Here is a 20454-nt window from a genome sequence, read left to right on the forward strand (position 1 = left end):
ACCAGGCACACGATGCCGTGAGGATTGTGATAAGATGCGCGAATTCTGGTGTACCGCAACAGGAAAAAATCATGATGAGTCTGGCTGGTAAAAAGATCGTTCTTGGCGTGAGCGGCGGCATTGCCGCCTATAAAACGCCAGAACTGGTGCGCCGCCTGCGTGACCGCGGCGCGGATGTCCGCGTCGCCATGACGGAAGCCGCAAAAGCCTTCATTACGCCGTTAAGCTTACAGGCGGTGTCCGGTTATCCGGTATCCGACAGCCTGCTCGACCCGGCCGCCGAAGCGGCGATGGGCCATATTGAGCTGGGGAAATGGGCTGATCTGGTCATTCTTGCCCCCGCCACCGCCGACTTAATCGCCCGCATCGCGGCAGGCATGGCCAACGATCTCGTCTCGACGATCTGTCTCGCTACGCCGTCACCGGTCGCCGTCGTGCCCGCCATGAACCAGCAGATGTATCGCGCCGCCGCCACCCAGCATAATCTTGGCGTCATCGCCGCCCGCGGCCTGCTGGTATGGGGCCCGGACAGCGGCAGCCAGGCCTGCGGCGATATTGGCCCAGGGCGGATGCTCGACCCGCTGACCATTGTGGATATGGCCGCGCAGCATTTCTCTCCTGTCAAAGATTTGCAACATCTGAACATCATGATTACCGCGGGCCCCACCCGCGAGCCGCTGGATCCGGTGCGTTATATAACCAACCACAGTTCTGGTAAGATGGGCTTCGCGATTGCCGCCGCCGCCGCGCGTCGCGGTGCGAACGTTACGCTGGTGAGCGGCCCGGTTTCGCTGCCTACGCCGCCGTTTGTACACAGAATTGATGTCACCACAGCGCTGGAAATGGAAGCCGCGGTGCAAAATAGCGCGTCTCAACAGCAGATTTTTATTGGCTGTGCGGCAGTCGCCGACTACCGTGCGGTCGCCATCGCCGAAGAAAAAATTAAAAAACAAGGTGATGAATTAACCCTGAAAATGGTTAAAAATCCGGATATCGTCGCAGGGGTCGCTGCGCTTAAGGCCAACCGCCCTTACGTCGTTGGGTTTGCCGCCGAAACAAATAATGTGGAAGAATACGCACGGCAAAAGCGAGCCCGCAAAAATCTTGATCTGATTTGCGCCAATGATGTTTCACAGCCAAATCAAGGATTTAACAGCGACAGCAATGCATTACACCTTTTCTGGCAGGAGGGAGATAAGCGCTTACCACTTGAGCGCAAGGAACTCCTGGGCCAATTATTACTCGACGAGATCGTTACCCGTTATGATGAAAAAAATCGACGTTAAGATTCTGGACCCGCGCGTTGGTCAGCAATTTCCGCTGCCGACCTATGCCACCTCCGGCTCCGCCGGACTTGACCTGCGAGCCTGTCTCGATGACGCCGTAGAGCTGGCTCCCGGCGCAACCACTCTCGTGCCGACCGGCCTGGCGATTCATATTGCCGATCCTTCTCTGGCCGCGGTCATTCTCCCGCGCTCCGGGCTGGGCCATAAGCACGGTGTCGTACTGGGTAATCTGGTCGGTTTGATTGATTCTGACTATCAGGGCCAGTTGATGGTTTCCGTCTGGAACCGCAGCCAGCAGAGCTTCATCATCGAACCCGGCGAGCGTATCGCGCAAATGGTGTTTGTGCCTGTTGTGCAGGCGGAATTTAACCTGGTGGAAGATTTTGACGCCACCGATCGCGGCGAAGGCGGCTTCGGTCACTCAGGGCGTCAATAAGCCCGGCGATAGAAAAAATCTTTCGGGGCGTCGCCGACAAAAGGGCAGCCTGAAGGATGAAGTGGAACCAGCATCGCAAAGCGCACTAATGCAATAACATCACCGCAGGCCACAGCTTGCGGTCGCTTTGTGGGTGCCTGCCTGACAAGTGCTTTTTTCAGGGGTATTTTAAAACATGGCAGAAAAACAAACTGCGAAAAGGAATCGTCGCGAAGAAATACTTCAATCTCTGGCGCTAATGCTTGAATCCAGCGATGGGAGTCAGCGCATTACCACAGCGAAACTGGCGGCGTCCGTTGGCGTATCCGAAGCGGCTCTGTATCGGCATTTCCCGAGCAAGACCCGCATGTTTGATAGCCTGATTGAATTTATTGAAGACAGCCTGATTACGCGCATCAATTTGATTTTAAAAGATGAAAAAGACACCTCAGCGCGCCTGCGGCTGATTGTTCTGTTGATTCTTGGGTTTGGCGAGCGTAATCCTGGGCTGACACGAATTCTGACCGGCCATGCGCTGATGTTTGAACAGGACCGGCTTCAGGGCCGTATCAATCAGCTGTTCGAGCGTATTGAAGTTCAGCTGCGTCAGGTGATGCGGGAAAAGAAAATGCGCGAAGGCGAAGGCTTTACCGTCGATGAGGCCCTGCTGGCCAGCCAGCTATTGGCCTTCTGCGAAGGGATGCTGTCGCGCTTTGTGCGCAGCGAGTTTAAATATCGCCCGACGGACGATTTTGACGCCCGCTGGCCGCTGGTCGCCGCCCAGCTGAAGTAATTATCGCCTGTCTCTATGCAGCCAGAAAGGCTGCATCTCTTCCCACAGGAACTTTATCCGCGTTGATATCCTGCAGCTCTTAGCGTAGCGGCTTAAATCAGCCCGGCGCCTGCCGGGCCGCGGTTTATACGCCGTACGCTTCGCGATAGGCGCGAACTGACGCCAGGTGTTCAGCCATTTCCGGCTTCTCTTCCAGATAGCTAATCAGGTCTTTCAGCGTCACGATGGAAATCACTTTACAGCCGTAGTCGCGCTCAACTTCCTGAATCGCGGAGATTTCGCCGCGCCCGCGCTCCTGACGGTCAAGAGAAATCAGCACGCCGGCCAGCTCCGCGCCGTTGGCCTGGATAATTTCCATCGATTCCCGAATCGCGGTGCCTGCGGTGATAACATCATCCACCAGCATCACGCGGCCCTGCAGAGCGCTTCCCACCAGATTTCCGCCCTCGCCGTGGGTTTTCGCCTCTTTACGGTTAAAGCAGTAAGGCAGATCGCGGTCATGGTGTTCCGCCAGCGCGACCGCCGTGGTCGTGGCAATCGGAATACCTTTGTAGGCCGGGCCGAACAGCAGGTCAAAATCAATCCCGGAATCCACCAGCGCTTCGGCGTAAAAACGGCCTAACAGAGCCAGATCGCGCCCGGTATTAAACAGGCCGGCGTTGAAGAAATAGGGGCTCTTGCGCCCGGATTTCAGCGTAAACTCGCCAAACTTAAGTACCTGCTTGTTAAGCGCAAACTCAATAAACTGGCGCTGATACGGTTTCATGGATTCGCTCCTCATCTTACTTTTCTACGGACAAAAAAAAGGCGACTTCTCAGTCGCCTTAAAAACTAGTTTTGCAACGCCGCTTTCTGCGTCGTGACAATGGATTCGATACCCCCCCGGGCCAGTGCCAGCAGGGTGAGGAGTTCTTCATGAGTGAACGGCTCGCCTTCCGCCGTTCCCTGCACCTCGATGATGCGACCATCTTCGGTCATCACCACGTTCATATCGGTTTCCGCCGCGGAATCCTCAACGTATTCCAGATCGCAAATCGCTTCGCCATTCACGATGCCTACGGAGACCGCCGCCACCATCCCTTTCATCGGGTTGGTTTTCAGCTTACCGGCCGCAACCAGCTTATTGAGCGCATCGGCCAGCGCCACGCAGGCTCCGGTTATCGATGCGGTGCGGGTGCCGCCGTCGGCCTGCAGTACGTCGCAGTCCAGCGTGATAGTGAATTCACCCAGCGCTTTCAGGTCAACTGCAGCGCGCAGTGCGCGCGCGATCAGGCGCTGGATTTCCATGGTGCGCCCGCCCTGCTTACCTTTTGCGGCTTCACGCGCGTTGCGAGTGTGGGTAGAACGCGGCAGCATGCCGTATTCCGCGGTGATCCACCCCTGGCCCTGGCCTTTCAGAAAGCGCGGCACGCCTTCATCAATAGAAGCGGTGCACAATACTTTCGTGTCACCAAATTCGACCAGCACGGAGCCTTCTGCGTGTTTTGTGTAGTTACGGGTCAGGGTTACTGGGCGCACTTGATTAGCGCTACGGCCTGCTGGACGCATGGTGTTCTCCGGCTTGAAACGAATGTGGCTGCGCATTATACGGATAATGCGCGCTTATTCCTATCCTGATAAGGCCTCGAAAGCTATAATCCACCCCACTCTCCTTTAAAAACAGGAACGTCTATGATCCGCAGTATGACCGCCTACGCCCGGCGTGAAATCAAGGGTGAATGGGGTAGCGCCGCGTGGGAACTGCGCTCGGTAAACCAACGATATCTGGAAACCTACTTCCGCCTGCCGGAGCAGTTCCGTAGCCTGGAGCCCGTGGTGCGTGAACGTATTCGTTCCCGTCTGACCCGCGGTAAAGTCGAATGTACCCTGCGTTTTGAGCAAGACCCGAGCGCGCAGGGCGAGCTGATCCTCAACGAAAAACTGGCAAAGCAGCTGGTTAACGCCGCCAACTGGGTCAAAATGCAGAGCGACGAAGGCGAAATCAATCCGGTCGATATTCTGCGCTGGCCTGGCGTAATGTCGGCTCATGAGCAGGATCTGGACGCTATTACCGCCGAAATCCTGGGCGCGTTGAACGGCGCGCTGGATGATTTTATCGTCGCCCGCGAAACCGAAGGCCAGGCGCTGAAAGCGCTGATCGAACAGCGTCTCGACGGCGTGACGGCCGAAGTGGCTAAAGTGCGCGCCCATATGCCGGAAATTTTACAGTGGCAGCGCGAGCGTCTGGTTGCCAAGCTGGAAGATGCGGAAGTGCAGCTGGAAAACAACCGCCTCGAGCAGGAGCTGGTGCTGATGGCGCAGCGTATAGACGTCGCCGAAGAACTGGATCGTCTGGAAGCGCACGTGAAAGAGACGTGGAATATCCTGAAGAAGAAAGAAGCGGTCGGTCGCCGCCTCGACTTTATGATGCAGGAGTTCAACCGCGAGTCGAACACCCTGGCGTCTAAATCTATCAATGCTGAAGTGACGAACTCCGCCATTGAGCTGAAAGTACTGATCGAACAAATGCGCGAGCAGATCCAGAACATCGAGTAACGGTTTCCCGCCCGCCACATCACGTTCGGACAAAAGGCCATGGTAAATCATGGCCTTTTATTTTCGCTGCGTTTCAGAAGAAATAGTTTTTATCCAGTATCCGGCAGGTTAAAAACGCCCCTGCGGCGCACAGCAGCGTGGGAGCCAGATAGCTGTGATCCATGTGGGTGAACTCCATCACCAGCGCTACCGCCGTTAGCGGCATTTGCATGGATGCAGCGAGGAACGCCGCCGCGCCGACGAGAGCAAAACTGGCGCACTCTCCCCCGGGAAGCAGCTGTTGCCAGAGCATGCACAGCAGCAGGCTGGTCATGCCGCCGACCGCCAACCCAGGCGTCAGCAGGCCGCCTTCCGCGCCGCCGCGCAGCACCGCCAGAATCACCACCATTTTTAGCGCCAGCAGCATCGCCGCCCCGGGGAAACCCAGTTCATCGTTGAGAGCCAGCTGCATAGGCCCTTTACCGTTTCCCGGAAGCTCAGGGAAATAGAGGCTGAGGACGGCGAGCAGGGAAAACGCCAGCAGACAGAAAACCGGCATCTGCCAGTTACTTCGGACGTGCGAACGCGCCGTGCTGGTCGCTTTGCGAAAGAGCCAGGCCCCGGCGCCAAGAATGGGGCCGGCGATAACCGCCCACCAGAGAAATGAATGCGGCAGGATGTCGGAAGCAAAATGGTATTGCGATTCATCGCCTAACCCGAGCGTTGCCGTCCACGCGGCAATCGCCGAGGTGATAATCGCCGCCAGCATTTTTTCCCAGCTAAACGACAGCAGCATGACCTCAAGGCTGAATAACGCACCGGCCAGCGGGACGTTATACACCGCCGCCAGGCCCGCACCGGCGCCGCAGGCAACCAGCGTTCGGGTTTCATCCGCCGTCAGCCCCAGCTTACGCGCCACCATCCCCGCCCCCAGCGCGCCCATTTCCCGGGGAGCCACTTCGCGACCAAGCGGAGAGCCCAGCGCCACGGTGACGATCTGCAACAGAGCATGAATCGTTGTGGTACCCGCAGGCATTGGCACGGAAGGGTTAGCCACCGCCGCCGCAATTGAAACCCGCTTCTGCCCATAGCGTCCAAGCAGCCACCAGCCGAACCCGGCGATGGCTCCCCCCGCCACAATGGCCGAGATGCGACGAGGCCAGGAAGAATCCGTGACGCCCTGTAGAAATGACTCCGCGCTCACGATCTGCCCAGGGCTGTAGCCAAAAGCCAGGTGCTGAATCGCGTGTAAAATCAGCGCCAGAACCATACCTGACAGACCGGCCAGTATCCCCGTCAGCACAACGGCAATCAGGCGGGTGAAAGAGTTTTTATTGCCAGCGGCTGCAGTCATTTTCTCAGGCCCTGAAGGAGGAAAATAAAAGGATAAAGGTCGGGAATTAAACATTAGGTATTCATTACGTATTCGCTAGAGATGTACGCCAGCGCCTTCATCATTACTTTTTCTAATCTATATTAAATAATAAAATGACATATTAACGTTTAAAAACAGGATACATAGGCAATACAAACATTACATAAATCTGGTTAAAGACATTCACTTTAGAAAAACTCAATCGTGATCCTGAGCACAAATCGTTAACCTTCCGCCATCACCGTGGGGGATTTATGCTGCTTCATATTCTTTATCTGATTGGGATTACGGCGGAAGCCATGACCGGCGCGCTGGCTGCCGGGCGCCGCCGTATGGATACGTTTGGCGTCATTATCATCGCTACCGCGACGGCCCTCGGAGGCGGTTCGGTGCGCGATATTCTGCTTGGCCACTATCCGCTTGGCTGGGTACAACACCCCGAGTACGTCATTATTGTTGCCGTGGCCGCGGTCCTGACCACGATTGCCGCCCCGGTGATGCCGCATCTGCGACGCTTGTTCCTGGTGCTTGATGCGCTCGGCCTGATCGTGTTCTCTATCATTGGCGCCCAGATCGCGCTGGATATGGGCCAGGGCCCGGTCATCGCCTCCATTGCCGCTGTGATCACCGGCGTTTTTGGCGGCGTGCTGCGCGATATGTTCTGCAAGCGCATCCCGCTGGTGTTCCAGAAAGAGCTGTACGCCGGGGTATCATTCGCCGCCGCGGTGCTTTATATCGCGCTCCAGCATTACGTCAGCAATCACGATGTGGTGGTTATCTCCACCCTGCTGTTCGGCTTTACCGCCCGCATGCTGGCGCTGCGCTGGAAGCTGGGCCTGCCGGTATTTAATTACAACCATAGCGCACATTAGTGCTTTCAGAATCCCGGAACGCGTTGCCCGCTCAGCCACTTCGCTAGCGCGGCAACATCCGGATGATGTAAGAACGTCACCAGCTGCCGCGCTCGTTCTGCTCCGATACCCGGCAGGCGTCGCCACTGCTCTTCGTTGCGATCCTGCATCCGTCGCCAGTCATCCTCCTTCAGCCCGGCAAATGCCATCTTCGGTATGGGCACGCCGATTGCCTGTATCCAGCGCAGGAAAGGCCGTTCGCGCGCAAGGTTAAACTGATGCCACAGCCGCTGCCCGCGCTGCGCAGAGATGCCCGGGATGGATTGCAGCCGCTCCGGCGTAAACGCCAGCCATGAAAAGAGATGCCCCATGCTGCGGGCATCGTGCAGAGTTCGCCACAGCGCTTCCCCCGCGCCGTCAATATCGAGAACCGATCGGGATGAGAGCCAGACCAGCCGCGAGAGAAACTGCTCCGCGCACTCGGGGGTGGCGAAGTAGCAGGTTAAGGCATTGAAACGCGCCGCCGGTGGCCGGGGTTTATTACGCTGAGCCGTGCGCCAGACGACCGAATCGATGCGCGGTATCCCCTGCCCGGCAAGGCTGATTTGCAGCTGATCGCCAACACCGATGTCCAGATTGTACCAGCGGGATACCGAGCCGACGTTCACCCGCTGCACGCGCTTATCGTCCAGCAGCTGCGGCTCCAGGAGCGCCACCACGGCTATTTTACCGCTGCGCCCGACGCTAAAGCTGATACCGCGAACCTCCATAACCCGCGAGGCAGGCGGGTATTTCCAGGCGATAACCCAATCGCCCTGACCCGGCGCCCAGTAACGCCCGGCGGACTCTTTTGCCCGCCGCACCACAACGCCATCGGTGGCAAAAGGCAGCGGTGAAGTCAACCAACGCTGGCGCCATCGTTCAACCTGCTGCGCATCCGCGACCGGATGCGAAAAAAGCGTGCTGTAAAGAAAGCCGCCCTGCCGCAGCAGCGCCAGCCGCTGTTCCATATCCTCTGGACCATCGGGCCACGCCCAGATAAAGATGCCCAGCCTATCAAGTTCCGCTTGCGCCTCCTGGCGCATCATCATGCCGGCTACTTTTGACCGCGCGTTCATGCCGCCCATTCGCTTTTGTACATGCCCCTCGCGGAGCAGGAACAGCTCACCCTGCAGCACGCTATTCGCCAGTACGCCGTCAGAGGTTTTAGGAATTGAGGGGATCTGCAAGACCCTGGCCGTCCAGTCTTCCCCGGTCAGGCCGTTACCCCGGCTTATGGCCTGCGTCAAACGCCCCTGCCGATACACCAGCGTGATCGCGACGCCATCGACTTTCGGCTGTACCCACAGGCCGGACTGGCCACGCATCCAGCGCGCCACGTCGGCTTGATTCGCCAGTTTACGCACGCCGGTGTGCGCCACCGGATGTCTGGTATCCCCCCTTAGCGGCGGAAGCGCAGAGTGAGCGGGAGTCTCGCCGGTGAAGCAGCGCTGCCAGTATGCCAGCCGCGCCGCAAGCTGGTCATAGACTTCATCGCTTACCGTACTGCTCCCCTGCTGCCAGTAGGCGTTATTCCATTCCGTTATCCGCTGACCGAGACGTTCCATTTCCTGTTCAGCCTTGGCCTGCGGCCACGCGGGGCAGGCTGCCTGCCCGTATCCCACCAGCATCCACAGCACCAGCGCCCAGACTCCTTTTTGCATCGCGATGCCCTCCTGTTTTCTCACCGGGGATTGTGCCGCAGGCTTATTTTCATCGGCGAGAGGGGATTTTTAACGCTGCGAGCAGGCTTCCGGCTTTTCTGTGTTGTTTCTGCAACGCCCGGAGAAATCAGGGAAACGGCAAGCAAAATGAAAGAAAGAACGCAAAAAGTGTGACAGGGACTGCGTCACGCTGCGCCGCCGTGTATAATAGGCTCGTATGTAAGCTCTATTTCGACCACCACATACAAAAGACACTCATGGCTCAAGGCACGCTTTATATTGTTTCCGCCCCTAGCGGCGCGGGTAAATCCAGCCTGATTCAGGCTTTATTAAAAACCCAACCGTTGTACGACTCTCAGGTTTCTGTTTCGCATACCACACGCGCTCCGCGCCCGGGTGAAGTGCACGGTGAACACTATTTCTTTGTGAATCACGACGAATTCAGGACGATGATTGGCAGAGACGCTTTTCTTGAACATGCAGAAGTCTTTGGCAACTATTACGGCACCTCGCGCGAAACTATCGAGCAGGTACTGGCGACCGGCGTCGATGTCTTCCTCGATATTGACTGGCAGGGCGCGCAGCAAATCCGCAACAGAATGCCCGGCGCGCGCAGCATTTTTATTCTGCCGCCGTCAAAAGATGAGCTTGATCGTCGCCTGCGCGGCCGCGGTCAGGACAGCGAAGAGGTTATCGCGAAACGTATGGCGCAGGCAGTTGCAGAAATGAGCCATTACGCGGAATATGATTACCTGATTGTGAATGATGATTTTGATACCGCGCTGAGCGATCTGAAAATTATTATTCGCGCCGAACGTCTGCGCATGAGCCGCCAAAAGCAGCGACATGGCGCTTTAATCACCAAACTGTTGGCAGACTGAACCCACATTCAGTATTATGCCCAGTCATTTCTTCACCTGTGGAGCATTTTAAGTATGGCACGCGTAACTGTTCAGGACGCTGTAGAGAAAATTGGTAACCGTTTTGACCTGGTACTGGTCGCCGCGCGTCGCGCTCGTCAGATGCAGGTAGGCGGAAAGGATCCGCTGGTACCGGAAGAAAACGATAAAACTACCGTTATCGCACTGCGCGAAATCGAAGAAGGTCTGATCAACAACAAGATCCTCGACGTTCGTGAGCGCCAGGAACAGCAAGAGCAGGAAGCCGCTGAATTACAAGCCGTTACCGCTATTGCTGAAGGTCGTCGTTAATCACACTGCGGGTCGCCCTTGTATCTGTTTGAAAGCCTGAATCAGCTGATTCAAAACTACCTGCCCGAAGAGCAAATTAAACGTCTTCGGCAGGCTTATCTCGTTGCACGTGACGCTCACGAGGGCCAGACACGTTCAAGCGGTGAACCCTATATCACGCACCCGGTAGCGGTAGCCTGTATCCTGGCCGAGATGAAACTCGACCACGAAACGCTGATGGCCGCTCTGCTGCACGACGTGATAGAAGATACCCCCGCCACCTACCAGGACATGGAGCAGCTTTTTGGTAAAAGCGTTGCTGAACTGGTAGAGGGGGTGTCAAAACTTGATAAGCTTAAGTTTCGCGACAAGAAAGAGGCCCAGGCCGAAAACTTTCGCAAAATGATTATGGCGATGGTGCAGGATATCCGCGTCATCCTTATCAAGCTTGCTGACCGCACCCATAACATGCGTACGCTGGGCTCATTGCGCCCGGATAAGCGCCGCCGCATTGCCCGCGAAACGCTGGAAATCTACAGCCCTCTGGCGCACCGTTTAGGTATTCATCACATCAAAACCGAGCTCGAAGAGCTGGGCTTTGAGGCGCTGTATCCTAACCGCTACCGCGTTATTAAAGAGGTGGTCAAAGCGGCGCGCGGCAACCGTAAAGAGATGATTCAAAAAATCCTCTCCGAAATCGAAGGGCGCCTGCAGGAAGCGGGAATTCCCTGTCGCGTAAGCGGTCGCGAAAAGCATTTGTACTCCATCTACTGCAAGATGGTGCTCAAAGAGCAGCGCTTTCACTCGATTATGGATATCTACGCTTTCCGCGTCATCGTCCATGATTCCGACACCTGCTACCGCGTGCTTGGCCAGATGCATAGCCTTTACAAGCCGCGTCCGGGTCGCGTCAAAGACTACATTGCCATTCCAAAGGCGAACGGCTATCAATCTTTGCACACCTCGATGATCGGCCCGCACGGCGTCCCGGTTGAGGTACAAATTCGTACCGAAGACATGGACCAGATGGCGGAAATGGGGGTGGCGGCGCACTGGGCTTATAAAGAGCACGGCGGCGAGAGCAGCACCACCGCGCAAATCCGCGCCCAGCGCTGGATGCAGAGCCTGCTGGAGCTTCAGCAGAGCGCCGGTAGTTCATTTGAATTTATTGAGAGCGTGAAATCCGATCTGTTCCCGGATGAGATTTACGTTTTCACCCCGGAAGGGCGCATTGTCGAACTGCCCGCTGGCGCGACGCCGGTGGATTTCGCCTACGCGGTGCATACCGATATCGGCCATGCCTGCGTCGGCGCGCGCGTCGACCGCCAGCCGTATCCGCTGTCGCAGTCGCTCTCCAGCGGCCAGACGGTGGAAATCATCACCGCGCCGGGCGCACGCCCGAACGCCGCGTGGCTGAACTTTGTCGTCAGCTCGAAAGCGCGCGCCAAAATTCGCCAGCTGCTGAAAAACCTCAAGCGCGACGATTCCGTTAGCCTCGGACGCCGCCTGCTCAACCACGCCCTCGGCGGTAGCCGTAAGCTGGCGGAGATTCCGCCAGAGAATATTCAGCGTGAACTTGAGCGCATGAAGCTGACAACCCTTGACGATCTGCTGGCCGAAATCGGCCTCGGCAACGCCATGAGCGTCGTGGTGGCAAAAAACCTGCAGCAGGGTGAAACTACCGCCGTGCCTGTACAGCCGGCGCCTATCGGCCATAACCATCTGCCGATTAAAGGCGCAGATGGCGTGCTGATCACCTTTGCCAAATGCTGCCGTCCGATCCCCGGCGACCCGATTATTGCGCACGTCAGTCCTGGCAAAGGCCTGGTTATCCACCATGAGTCCTGTCGTAACATTCGCGGCTATCAGAAAGAGCCGGAGAAATTTATGGCGGTCGAGTGGGACAAAGAGACGGCGCAGGAATTTATCACCGAAATCAAGGTGGACATGTTCAACCATCAGGGTGCCCTGGCGAATCTTACCGCCGCGATCAACACCGCCTCTTCCAATATCCAAAGCCTGAATACGGAAGAGAAAGATGGCCGCGTTTATAGCGCCTTTATTCGCCTCACCGCGCGCGATCGCGTACATCTGGCGAATATTATGCGCAAAATTCGCGTCATGCCGGATGTGATAAAAGTCACCCGTAACCGAAACTAGTATTATGAATTCACAGCGTTATGCGCGTATCTGCGAGATGCTCGCCAGGCGTCAGCCTGACCTGACGGTCTGCATGGAGCAGGTCCACAAACCTCATAACGTCTCTGCGGTCATTCGTACGGCCGACGCCGTTGGCGTGCATGAAGTGCACGCTATCTGGCCGGGTAGCCGTATGCGTACCATGGCCTCTGCGGCGGCCGGCAGCAATAGCTGGGTGCAGGTTAAAACCCACCGTACTATTGGCGAGGCCGTCACGCATTTAAAAGGCCAGGGCATGCAGATCCTGGCGACCCACCTCTCTGATAAAGCCGTTGATTTCCGTGAAATCGACTATACCCGCCCTACCTGTATCCTGATGGGGCAGGAGAAAACCGGCATTACGCAGGAAGCGTTAGACCTGGCGGACCAGGACATCATCATTCCGATGACTGGCATGGTGCAGTCGCTGAACGTTTCCGTCGCCTCGGCGCTTATCCTCTACGAAGCCCAGCGCCAGCGGCAGAACGCCGGCATGTACCAGCGCGAAAACAGCATGCTGCCGGAAGAAGACCAACAGCGTCTGCTGTTTGAAGGCGGCTATCCGGTGCTGGCGAGGGTCGCAAAACGCAAAGGTCTTCCCTACCCCCACGTCAACGAGCAGGGCGAAGTCGAAGCCGATGCCGCGTGGTGGGCCACCATGCAGGCGGCGAAGTAATCATGCAGGGCCGTCTGCTGGATGCGGTGCCGCTCAACTCCCTGACGGGCGTAGGCGCGGCCCAGAGCAGTAAACTGGCGAAAATCGGCCTTCACACAGTGCAGGATCTGCTTCTGCACCTGCCGCTACGCTACGAAGACCGCACCCATCTGTATCAAATCGGCGAACTGCTGCCCGGCGTTTACGCCACCGTTGAAGGCGAAGTTCTCAACTGCAATATCACTTTCGGCGGCCGCCGGATGATGACCTGCCAGATAAGCGACGGCTCCGGCATCCTCACCATGCGCTTTTTTAACTTCAGCGCGGCGATGAAAAACAGTCTGGCAACCGGGCGCCGCGTGCTGGCCTACGGCGAAGCGAAGCGCGGTAAGCACGGAGCGGAGATGATCCACCCGGAATATCGGGTTCAGGGCGATATGAGTACGCCTGATTTACAGGAAACGCTGACCCCGGTTTATCCCACCACCGAAGGCATCAAGCAGGCTACGCTGCGCAAGCTCACCGACCAGGCGCTGGAGCTGCTTGAAACCTGCGCGATCGCCGAGCTGCTGCCGCCGGAGCTGGCCCAGGGGATGATGAGCCTGCCGGACGCCTTACGCACCCTGCATCGCCCGCCGCCCACGCTACAGCTTAGCGAGCTGGAAAGCGGTAAACATCCGGCCCAGCGGCGCTTAATTCTGGAAGAGCTGCTGGCGCATAACCTCAGCATGCTGGCGCTGCGGGCAGGCGCCCAGCGCTATCACGCCCTCGCGCTTAGCGCTAACGACACGTTAAAAGACAAGCTGCTGGCCTCCCTCCCCTTTACGCCGACCGGCGCGCAGGCGCGCGTCACGGCTGAAATCGAGCGCGATATGGCGCTGGACGTGCCGATGATGCGTCTGGTGCAGGGGGACGTGGGCTCCGGTAAAACCCTGGTTGCCGCGCTTGCCGCCCTGCGCGCCATCGCCCACGGCAAACAGGTGGCGCTGATGGCGCCGACCGAGCTGCTGGCTGAACAGCACGCCAATAACTTCCGCAGCTGGTTCGAACCGCTGGGCGTTGAGGTGGGCTGGCTGGCGGGCAAACAAAAAGGCAAAGCGCGCCAGGCGCAGCAGCAGGCTATCGCCAGCGGACAGGTGCAGATGATTGTCGGGACCCACGCCATCTTTCAGGAGCAGGTCCAGTTTAACGGCCTCGCGTTGGTAATTATCGATGAACAGCACCGTTTTGGCGTCCATCAGCGGCTGGCGCTGTGGGAAAAAGGCCAACAGCAGGGTTTTCATCCGCACCAGCTGATTATGACCGCCACACCGATTCCGCGTACCTTGGCGATGACCGCTTATGCCGACCTCGACACCTCGGTCATCGATGAACTGCCGCCGGGCCGTACGCCGGTCACCACGGTGGCCATTCCGGATACCCGACGCAGCGATATTATCGACCGCGTGCGTAACGCCTGCACCCACGAAGGTCGTCAGGCCTACTGGGTCTGTACGCTGATTGAAGAGTCGGATCTGCTGGAAGCCCAGGCGGCGGAAGCCACCTGGGAAGAGCTGAAGCTCGCGCTGCCGGAGCTGAATATCGGCCTGGTGCACGGGCGCATGAAGTCCGCCGAGAAGCAGGCGGTGATGAGCGCGTTCAAGCAGGGCGAGCTGCATCTACTGGTCGCCACCACGGTGATTGAAGTCGGCGTGGATGTGCCCAACTCCAGTCTGATGATCATCGAAAACCCGGAGCGTCTGGGCCTGGCGCAGCTGCACCAGCTCAGAGGCCGCGTCGGGCGCGGCGCGGTAGCCTCCCACTGCGTGCTGCTCTATAAATCGCCGCTGTCAAAAACCGCCCAGAAGCGCCTGCAGGTTCTGCGCGACAGCAACGACGGTTTCGTCATCGCTCAGAAAGACCTGGAAATTCGCGGTCCCGGCGAGCTGCTCGGCACCCGCCAGACCGGCAACGCAGAATTTAAAGTCGCGGACTTACTGCGCGATCAGGCCATGATCCCGGAAGTTCAGCGCATCGCCCGCCATATTCACGAACGCTATCCCCAGCAGGCCCAGGCGCTGATTGAGCGCTGGATGCCGGAAACCGAACGCTATTCCAACGCGTAGCGCGAACGTCATCTCGCCACGCTGCGCATAATTTTTATTCAGATGAGTGGATTATGAAACGAGAACTGGCCATCGAATTTTCGCGCGTCACCGAAGCCGCCGCGCTGGCAGGCTACAAGTGGTTAGGCCGTGGTGATAAAAACACCGCCGACGGCGCCGCCGTCAACGCCATGCGCATTATGCTCAACCTGATCAACATCGACGGCACCATTGTGATTGGCGAAGGCGAAATCGACGAAGCGCCGATGCTGTACATCGGCGAGCGCGTCGGTACCGGCCACGGCGATGCGGTAGATATCGCCGTCGATCCCATCGAAGGCACCCGCATGACGGCGATGGGCCAGGCCAACGCGCTGGCGGTCATGGCGGTAGGCGATAAGGGCTGCTTCCTGAACGCGCCGGATATGTACATGGAAAAGCTGATTGTCGGCCCGGGGGCGAAAGGTACCATCGATATGAACCTGCCGCTGGCGGAGAACCTGCATAACATCGCCCGCGCGCTGAATAAGCCGCTGAGCGAATTAACGGTCACCATCTTAGCCAAGCCGCGCCATGACGACGTCATTGTTGAGCTGCAAAAGCTGGGCGTGCGCGTGTTCGCCATCCCCGACGGCGACGTTGCCGCCTCTATTCTGACCTGCATGCCGGACAGCGAAGTTGACGTTATGTACGGTATCGGCGGCGCGCCGGAAGGCGTCGTTTCCGCAGCGGTGATCCGCGCGCTGGACGGCGATATGAACGGCCGTCTGCTGGCGCGTCACCACGTGAAGGGCGACAGCGAAGAGAACCGCCGCATCGGCGAAAACGAGCTGGAACGCTGCAAAGCAATGGGCATTGAAGCCGGCAAAGTGCTGCGCCTGGACGATATGGCGCGCAGCGACAACGTCGTTTTCTCGGCGACCGGCATCACCAAAGGCGATCTGCTGGACGGTATCACCCGTAAAGGCAATATGGCCACCACCGAAACCCTGCTGATCCGCGGCAAATCCCGCACAATTCGCCGTATTCAGTCGATTCATTATCTCGATCGCAAAGATCCGGATATCCAGCTGCACATCCTGTAAAACATTTGATCAATAGAGCTTTCCAGCCTTTTCGGGCTGGAAATCTGCTCTCGTCGCGGTGAAGATACGCTAACAGGATTGAGAGGAGAGACGCTATGGCAAACTGGGTTACAGGCAAAGTCGTAAAGGTTCAAAACTGGACGGATGCGCTGTTTAGCCTCACCGTTCACGCACCGGTTGCGCCGTTTACCGCAGGTCAGTTTGCCAAGCTGGGCCTGGACATTGACGGTGAACGCGTGCAGCGCGCGTATTCCTACGTCAACGCCCCCGGCAATCCCGATCTTGAGTTCTACCTGGTGACGGTTCCGGAGGGCAAGCTCAGCCCACGGCTGGCGGCACTGAAGCCGGGCGACGAAGTGCAGATTGTCAGCGAAGCCGCCGGTTTCTTCGTCCTGGAAGAGGTACCGGATTGCGACACGCTATGGATGCTCGCTACCGGCACGGCGATTGGCCCGTACCTGTCGATTCTCGAAGAAGGGAAAGACCTGGATCGTTTTGAAAACCTGGTACTGGTGCACGCCGCGCGATATGCCGCCGATCTCAGCTATCTGCCGCAGATGCAGGCGCTGGAAGCGCGCTATGCGGGCAAGCTGCGCATCCAGTCGGTCGTGAGCCGGGAAACCGCGCCGGGCATGCTCACGGGGCGCATCCCGTTCCTGATTGAAACCGGCGCGCTGGAAGAGGCCGTCGGCCTGCCGATGAACGCCGAGAGCAGCCACGTTATGCTGTGCGGTAACCCGCAGATGGTGCGCGACACTCAGCAGTTGCTGAAAGAGACCCGGCAGATGAGCAAGCACCTGCGGCGCCGACCGGGTCATATGACCGCCGAACACTACTGGTAATCAGGATTCCGCTTTCCAGCGCACGTCCAGCGTCTCTTTACCAAACTTATTCGCGCCCTGGGTGCCGACAAACGCGCCCAGGTCGATCAGCATCATGACGATAATCAGCGTCGGTATAAACCGCCCGACGCCCCACTGCCAGACCACAGGCAGCATTGACCAGTTGCCCGCCAGCAGCATCCACGCCAGAATCATCAGCAGCGCCCAGAGCCCGGATTTACCCCGATCGTGCAGGCGTTTAATAGTCACCGCCGCCGTCGGCCACAGCAGGCACACCAGAATAAAAGCCGCCGTCTGTAGATTAAGAAGATTACTGCCGGCCAGCGTGAACAACGCGCTCATGGTCACTATCCAGATAGCGATCCAGATCCAGAAGTCGCGACGTCCAATCCGCCCTTTAATTGAGAATAGCCACTGCTGTAGGGTCATATTTTATTCCTTATCATCATCACCGACGTAGTTTACCCTGAAGGCGTGACTTTTTGACAAGCGTGACGGTTCTCGTTTTAATCGTCAGCAGATAAAAAAAGGGAAGATGGGCATGAAGAAGTGGGCAACCTTATGTTTGATTGGGCTGGCGGCGTTATCCGTTGGCCAAAAGGCGTTGTCCGCCGAGTCAGACGCCAGCGCTACGGCACCCTATCTTCTCTCCGGCGCGCCGGTCTTTGATATTTCCATCAGCGAGTTTCGGGAAAAATTCAATCGCGATAACCCGAAGCTAACGCTCAATGAATTTCGCGCCGTCGCCGCCAGCAAAGACCAGGCGAACCTGACCCGCGCCGCCACCAAGATCAATGAGAACCTCTACGCGTCGACCGCGCTTGAACGTGGAACCCTCAAAATTAAATCGATGCAAATAACCTGGCTACCGATTCAGGGGCCGCAGCAGAAAGCGGCGAAAGCCAGGGCCCTGGAGTATATGAGCGCCGTGATGCGCGCTTTTGTGCCCACGCTAAGTCAGACGCAAAGCCAGCAAAAATTGCAAAAACTGCTGACCACCGGAAAAGGCAAACGTTACTTCAGCGAAACCGAAGGCGCGGTGCGCTATGTGGTGGCAGACAACGGCGAAAAGGGGCTGACCTTCGCTGTTGAACCGATTAAGCTGGCGCTATCTGAAACGCTGGAAAACAACAATAAATGACAAAAAGCAAAGCCTTTCCAGTGATGAATCTCTATACTGTTTCACAGACCATGCTGCCCTCGGGGGCGGCTATATTCCTTAATTCGCTTTGAAGCGTGGAGAATAAAAATGCGACATCCTTTAGTGATGGGTAACTGGAAACTGAACGGCAGCCGCCACATGGTAAACGAACTGGTCGCAAACCTGCGTACCGAACTGGCTGGCGTGACCGGCTGTGCAGTTGCAATTGCTCCGCCTGAAATGTACATCGACCTGGCGAAACAAGCCGCTGCCGGCAGCCACATTCACCTGGGCGCGCAGAACGTTGACCTGAACCTGTCCGGCGCATTCACCGGCGAAACAAGCGCTGAAATGCTGAAAGACATCGGCGCTCAGTACATCATCATCGGCCACTCCGAGCGTCGTACCTACCACAAAGAGTCCGACGAGCTGATCGCTAAAAAATTCGCGGTACTGAAAGAGCAGGGTCTGATTCCGGTTCTGTGCATCGGTGAAACCGAAGCGGAAAACGAAGCGGGCAAAACCGAAGAAGTGTGCGCCCGTCAAATCGACGCCGTTCTGAAAACTCAGGGCGCGGCGGCCTTCGAAGGCGTGGTTATCGCTTACGAACCCGTATGGGCGATCGGTACCGGCAAATCCGCTACCCCGGCTCAGGCCCAGGCGGTGCACAAATTCATTCGCGATCACATCGCGAAAGCCGATGCGAAAGTGGCTGAACAAGTGATCATCCAGTACGGCGGTTCCGTTAACGCGGGCAACGCAGCGGAGCTGTTCACCCAGCCGGACATCGACGGCGCACTGGTTGGCGGCGCATCTCTGAAAGCTGACGCTTTCGCGGTGATCGTTAAAGCAGCAGAAGCCGCGAAAAAAGCGTAATTCGCTTTAAAGGCTACCCCCGGTCGCGCTTCGCAACCGGGCTACTGACCAGAAATCTGCAATATTTGTAGCCCGGCTCAGCACAGCGCAAGCCGGGTTTTTTACCCCGCTATAGTTTCCCCAACGCCTGATACCACAGATAGTCCAGCGGCAGCAGAATCAAATAGCTCACCGCCGCCAGCGCGATACACAGCAGCATTCCCGCCCTTGCAGGCACTTTCCCCAGCCCCATCGCCACCACAATCGGTGACGCTTGATACGGCAGCAGCGGCGTGGAGTACCCCAGCACCTGAATCATAATCACGCTCAGCAGCGGGAAGCCGGTCGCATCGGAGAAGCTCTGCGCGAAGGTGGTATACAGCGCCGGTACGCCGTTGGCGGTCATGATAAAGTTCAGCGCGCTGGTAATGCCGGTCAACGCGAGAAAGCTGGTAAACGGACTCTCTTTATCCAGCGGCATAATCTGCAGCAGCGCATTGCCCACCACGCCGCCGATACCGGTTTGGGTCACGGTGATAGCCAGCCCGAGAATGCCGGCAACGTAAATACAGGTGCGGATATTCACGCCGCTGGAAAACTCCTCGCCGCTGATAAAGCCGACCCGCGGCAGCAGCGTTACCACCGCCGCCGCCAGCCCCGTCCAGGCCGGCCCCACGCCGTGCCAGCTTTCGGTCACCCAGAGCGTCAGCACCACCGCCAGCAGCCACGCCAGGCGCTTCTCATCGCGGCTCATCGGCGGCAGCGGCGTCATGTCGCGCGGCGGGTGCGGTTTTCCGGGAAACAGCCAGCATATTAATGCAATCAGCACAGCGCCTTTGAGCCAGCCGAGCACCGGCGTATGCAGCAGTAAATAGGGCAGGTAATTCAGGTGAATACCATATGATCCCTCCGCCGCGCCGCTCATCACCAGATTCGGGACGTTGGCGGGTAGGATGGTGGCAGACAGCTGGAAGGTACCGAACCCCACCGCCAGCGCCAGGCCAAACCACGGGCGCGTCCCCTCTTCAATACCGGCACGCCTGGCCATTGCCGCCACAATCGGCATCAGCAGCGCGATACGTCCCATATTGGACGGCATCACAAACGCCAAGGCATAGCTGAGCAGCACCACGCTGGCGACCATCAGCGGCCAGGAGTCGGTCAGCCGCGACGAAAGCGACCGCGCCGCCCTGTCCGCAAGTCCGGTTTTGCGGATAGCGATCCCCAGCACAAAGCCGCTGAACACCAGCCAGAACGCCGATGAGGCAAAGCCGCCGAAAATCACCTCCGGCGGCGCGATTTTGGCGATCATCGCCGCGGCAAAAAACAGCAGCGCGGTCATAAACTCCGGTAGTAAAGAGGTCGCCCAGAGGAGAATAGTGATGCCGACGATGATAGAGGGAAGGAACAGAGGGTGGGAAAACCAGAGCGACATACCTGTCTCCTGTCGTTTTTTTCAGCAAGAATACGACGGACAACAGGACAGG

The 20454-nt window shown here is 57.8% G+C and carries 20 protein-coding genes; 14 read left to right on the top strand and 6 right to left on the bottom strand.

What is annotated here, in order from left to right; genetic code table 11:
* Positions 1-74: 74 nt before the first annotated feature.
* The 3 genes from coaBC to slmA all read left to right on the top strand — a co-directional run bounded on the left by coaBC (position 75) and on the right by slmA (position 2494).
* Positions 75-1286: a bifunctional phosphopantothenoylcysteine decarboxylase/phosphopantothenate--cysteine ligase CoaBC gene (gene coaBC, locus KOSB73_RS29935; protein WP_024359710.1), complete on the top strand. Its 1212-nt coding sequence runs from the start codon at positions 75-77 to the stop codon at positions 1284-1286.
* Positions 1264-1722, top strand: coding sequence for a dUTP diphosphatase (gene dut, locus KOSB73_RS29940; RefSeq protein ID WP_004126662.1), 459 nt, complete (start codon positions 1264-1266; stop codon positions 1720-1722). Before coaBC ends, dut begins: the two co-directional genes overlap by 23 nt.
* A gap of 175 nt (positions 1723-1897) precedes the next feature.
* On the top strand, positions 1898-2494 hold the full coding sequence (slmA, locus tag KOSB73_RS29945; protein ID WP_004137709.1) for a nucleoid occlusion factor SlmA: 597 nt from the start codon (positions 1898-1900) through the stop codon (positions 2492-2494).
* Between the two features lie 124 nt (positions 2495-2618).
* Here the strand turns inward: slmA and pyrE are convergent, their stop codons facing one another.
* Both pyrE and rph read right to left on the bottom strand, forming a co-directional pair.
* A complete protein-coding gene (gene pyrE, locus KOSB73_RS29950; protein ID WP_004126666.1) occupies positions 2619-3260 on the bottom strand; it encodes an orotate phosphoribosyltransferase in 642 nt (213 codons plus the stop codon).
* 65 nt (positions 3261-3325) lie between these two features.
* Positions 3326-4042, bottom strand: coding sequence for a ribonuclease PH (rph, locus tag KOSB73_RS29955; protein ID WP_004106921.1), 717 nt, complete (start codon positions 4040-4042; stop codon positions 3326-3328).
* 123 nt (positions 4043-4165) lie between these two features.
* Here rph and KOSB73_RS29960 point away from each other — a divergent pair, with 123 nt between their 5' ends.
* Positions 4166-5029 carry a YicC/YloC family endoribonuclease gene (locus KOSB73_RS29960; protein ID WP_004137708.1) on the top strand — a complete coding sequence of 288 codons (864 nt, stop codon included), beginning with the start codon at positions 4166-4168 and terminating at the stop codon, positions 5027-5029.
* A gap of 73 nt (positions 5030-5102) precedes the next feature.
* Here KOSB73_RS29960 and KOSB73_RS29965 read toward each other — a convergent pair whose 3' ends face one another.
* Positions 5103-6362: a chloride channel protein gene (locus KOSB73_RS29965; protein ID WP_098141434.1), complete on the bottom strand. Its 1260-nt coding sequence runs from the start codon at positions 6360-6362 to the stop codon at positions 5103-5105.
* Between the two features lie 275 nt (positions 6363-6637).
* On the opposite strand from KOSB73_RS29965, the gene KOSB73_RS29970 reads away from it, so the two are divergent.
* On the top strand, positions 6638-7255 hold the full coding sequence (locus KOSB73_RS29970) for a trimeric intracellular cation channel family protein (protein WP_004126674.1): 618 nt from the start codon (positions 6638-6640) through the stop codon (positions 7253-7255).
* 5 nt (positions 7256-7260) lie between these two features.
* Here the strand turns inward: KOSB73_RS29970 and ligB are convergent, their stop codons facing one another.
* The gene (gene ligB, locus KOSB73_RS29975) at positions 7261-8937 is read right to left on the bottom strand and encodes an NAD-dependent DNA ligase LigB (protein ID WP_098141436.1); all 1677 of its coding nucleotides are present in this window, start codon (positions 8935-8937) and stop codon (positions 7261-7263) included.
* A 257-nt stretch (positions 8938-9194) separates the two neighbouring features.
* Between ligB and gmk the strand changes: the two genes are divergently transcribed.
* From gmk to fpr, 7 genes are all read left to right on the top strand, one after another.
* Entirely contained in the window at positions 9195-9818 is a 624-nt protein-coding gene (gene gmk, locus KOSB73_RS29985) for a guanylate kinase (RefSeq protein WP_004137706.1), read from the top strand.
* Positions 9819-9872: 54 nt separating this feature from the next.
* On the top strand, positions 9873-10148 hold the full coding sequence (gene rpoZ / locus KOSB73_RS29990) for a DNA-directed RNA polymerase subunit omega (protein WP_004106927.1): 276 nt from the start codon (positions 9873-9875) through the stop codon (positions 10146-10148).
* An 18-nt stretch (positions 10149-10166) separates the two neighbouring features.
* Positions 10167-12287, top strand: a complete 2121-nt coding sequence (gene spoT, locus KOSB73_RS29995; RefSeq protein WP_024359707.1) for a bifunctional GTP diphosphokinase/guanosine-3',5'-bis pyrophosphate 3'-pyrophosphohydrolase — start codon at positions 10167-10169, stop codon at positions 12285-12287.
* A gap of 4 nt (positions 12288-12291) precedes the next feature.
* Entirely contained in the window at positions 12292-12981 is a 690-nt protein-coding gene (trmH, locus tag KOSB73_RS30000) for a tRNA (guanosine(18)-2'-O)-methyltransferase TrmH (protein WP_024359706.1), read from the top strand.
* Between the two features lie 2 nt (positions 12982-12983).
* Positions 12984-15065 (top strand): ATP-dependent DNA helicase RecG, encoded by a 2082-nt coding sequence (gene recG, locus KOSB73_RS30005; protein WP_004137703.1) that lies wholly within the window; start codon positions 12984-12986, stop codon positions 15063-15065.
* 53 nt (positions 15066-15118) lie between these two features.
* Positions 15119-16129 (top strand): class II fructose-bisphosphatase, encoded by a 1011-nt coding sequence (glpX, locus tag KOSB73_RS30010; protein ID WP_004137701.1) that lies wholly within the window; start codon positions 15119-15121, stop codon positions 16127-16129.
* Positions 16130-16224: 95 nt separating this feature from the next.
* On the top strand, positions 16225-16971 hold the full coding sequence (gene fpr, locus KOSB73_RS30015; protein WP_004137698.1) for a ferredoxin--NADP(+) reductase: 747 nt from the start codon (positions 16225-16227) through the stop codon (positions 16969-16971).
* Here fpr and KOSB73_RS30020 read toward each other — a convergent pair whose 3' ends face one another.
* Positions 16972-17400 (bottom strand): DUF805 domain-containing protein, encoded by a 429-nt coding sequence (locus KOSB73_RS30020; protein ID WP_049086954.1) that lies wholly within the window; start codon positions 17398-17400, stop codon positions 16972-16974.
* A 112-nt stretch (positions 17401-17512) separates the two neighbouring features.
* Here KOSB73_RS30020 and KOSB73_RS30025 point away from each other — a divergent pair, with 112 nt between their 5' ends.
* A complete protein-coding gene (locus tag KOSB73_RS30025; protein ID WP_049089287.1) occupies positions 17513-18112 on the top strand; it encodes a DUF1454 family protein in 600 nt (199 codons plus the stop codon).
* Between the two features lie 108 nt (positions 18113-18220).
* Positions 18221-18988 carry a triose-phosphate isomerase gene (tpiA, locus tag KOSB73_RS30030; protein ID WP_004126701.1) on the top strand — a complete coding sequence of 256 codons (768 nt, stop codon included), beginning with the start codon at positions 18221-18223 and terminating at the stop codon, positions 18986-18988.
* A gap of 109 nt (positions 18989-19097) precedes the next feature.
* Here tpiA and KOSB73_RS30035 read toward each other — a convergent pair whose 3' ends face one another.
* Entirely contained in the window at positions 19098-20402 is a 1305-nt protein-coding gene (locus KOSB73_RS30035) for an SLC13 family permease (protein WP_004137693.1), read from the bottom strand.
* Positions 20403-20454 lie beyond the last annotated feature (52 nt).

The sequence above is a fragment of the Klebsiella grimontii genome, assembly GCF_900200035.1.
Taxonomy (GTDB): Bacteria; Pseudomonadota; Gammaproteobacteria; order Enterobacterales; family Enterobacteriaceae; genus Klebsiella; species Klebsiella grimontii.

Coding starts and splice junctions, on each gene's coding strand:
- rpoZ (WP_004106927.1), top strand. CDS start 9,873: ATGGCACGCGTAACTGTTCAGGACGCTGTAGAGAAAATTGGTAACCGT.
- KOSB73_RS30020 (WP_049086954.1), bottom strand. CDS start 17,400: ATGACCCTACAGCAGTGGCTATTCTCAATTAAAGGGCGGATTGGACGT.
- rph (WP_004106921.1), bottom strand. CDS start 4,042: ATGCGTCCAGCAGGCCGTAGCGCTAATCAAGTGCGCCCAGTAACCCTG.
- slmA (WP_004137709.1), top strand. CDS start 1,898: ATGGCAGAAAAACAAACTGCGAAAAGGAATCGTCGCGAAGAAATACTT.
- fpr (WP_004137698.1), top strand. CDS start 16,225: ATGGCAAACTGGGTTACAGGCAAAGTCGTAAAGGTTCAAAACTGGACG.
- dut (WP_004126662.1), top strand. CDS start 1,264: ATGATGAAAAAAATCGACGTTAAGATTCTGGACCCGCGCGTTGGTCAG.
- pyrE (WP_004126666.1), bottom strand. CDS start 3,260: ATGAAACCGTATCAGCGCCAGTTTATTGAGTTTGCGCTTAACAAGCAG.
- gmk (WP_004137706.1), top strand. CDS start 9,195: ATGGCTCAAGGCACGCTTTATATTGTTTCCGCCCCTAGCGGCGCGGGT.
- KOSB73_RS30025 (WP_049089287.1), top strand. CDS start 17,513: ATGAAGAAGTGGGCAACCTTATGTTTGATTGGGCTGGCGGCGTTATCC.
- KOSB73_RS29970 (WP_004126674.1), top strand. CDS start 6,638: ATGCTGCTTCATATTCTTTATCTGATTGGGATTACGGCGGAAGCCATG.
- coaBC (WP_024359710.1), top strand. CDS start 75: ATGAGTCTGGCTGGTAAAAAGATCGTTCTTGGCGTGAGCGGCGGCATT.
- KOSB73_RS29965 (WP_098141434.1), bottom strand. CDS start 6,362: ATGACTGCAGCCGCTGGCAATAAAAACTCTTTCACCCGCCTGATTGCC.
- ligB (WP_098141436.1), bottom strand. CDS start 8,937: ATGCAAAAAGGAGTCTGGGCGCTGGTGCTGTGGATGCTGGTGGGATAC.
- glpX (WP_004137701.1), top strand. CDS start 15,119: ATGAAACGAGAACTGGCCATCGAATTTTCGCGCGTCACCGAAGCCGCC.
- recG (WP_004137703.1), top strand. CDS start 12,984: ATGCAGGGCCGTCTGCTGGATGCGGTGCCGCTCAACTCCCTGACGGGC.
- tpiA (WP_004126701.1), top strand. CDS start 18,221: ATGCGACATCCTTTAGTGATGGGTAACTGGAAACTGAACGGCAGCCGC.
- KOSB73_RS30035 (WP_004137693.1), bottom strand. CDS start 20,402: ATGTCGCTCTGGTTTTCCCACCCTCTGTTCCTTCCCTCTATCATCGTC.
- KOSB73_RS29960 (WP_004137708.1), top strand. CDS start 4,166: ATGATCCGCAGTATGACCGCCTACGCCCGGCGTGAAATCAAGGGTGAA.
- trmH (WP_024359706.1), top strand. CDS start 12,292: ATGAATTCACAGCGTTATGCGCGTATCTGCGAGATGCTCGCCAGGCGT.